Origin of the sequence: Streptomyces sp. DH12 (assembly GCF_020873895.1) — a bacterium.
Lineage (GTDB): Bacteria > Actinomycetota > Actinomycetes > Streptomycetales > Streptomycetaceae > Streptomyces.
Genome location: NZ_JAHWGT010001001.1, coordinates 1 through 460 on the forward strand (window position 1 = coordinate 1; position 460 = coordinate 460).

1 protein-coding gene is annotated in these 460 nt (G+C 71.5%); it reads right to left on the reverse strand.

Annotation, left to right across the window (positions count from 1 at the left end):
• On the reverse strand, positions 1-280 hold a 280-nt coding region (locus LPA54_RS38195; RefSeq protein ID WP_228984978.1), incomplete at its 3' end, for a phosphopantetheine-binding protein.
• Positions 281-460 lie beyond the last annotated feature (180 nt).

Genomic DNA, 460 nt, shown 5'->3' on the forward strand with positions numbered 1-460 from the left:
GTCGCTCGGCGGGGAGTTCGGGGTCGAGGGGCACATAGGCGCAGCCGGCGCGCCAGATGCCCTCGATGGCGGCGACCGACCGGAACGACTCCGGCGCGAGGTCGACCTCGTCGGTGTTGATGCCGTACCGGTCCTCCAGCCAGGCGATCACCTTCAGCAGACCGAGGCTGTCGATGACTCCGTTCTCCAGCAGGTCGTAGTGGTCGTCGAGCTGCGCCGCGGGCACGTCCGGCAGGAACTCCTCGACGAGGAACGCCTTGATGGCCTGGGCGTTGGGCATGTCGGTTCTCCTTGGTGAGGCGGTCGTGCACGCCACGGTCGCGGCCGGGCGGCCGGCGTGAGGGCGGGCCGCTCGTGCCTGTGCCCTCCTGGCCTTCGAGGGTGAAGGGCCGGGCTGGAGCCCGGTTGGAGCCGCGGTGCACCCGTCCTCGCACGACGACGGGCCCGGTGCGAGACGCGT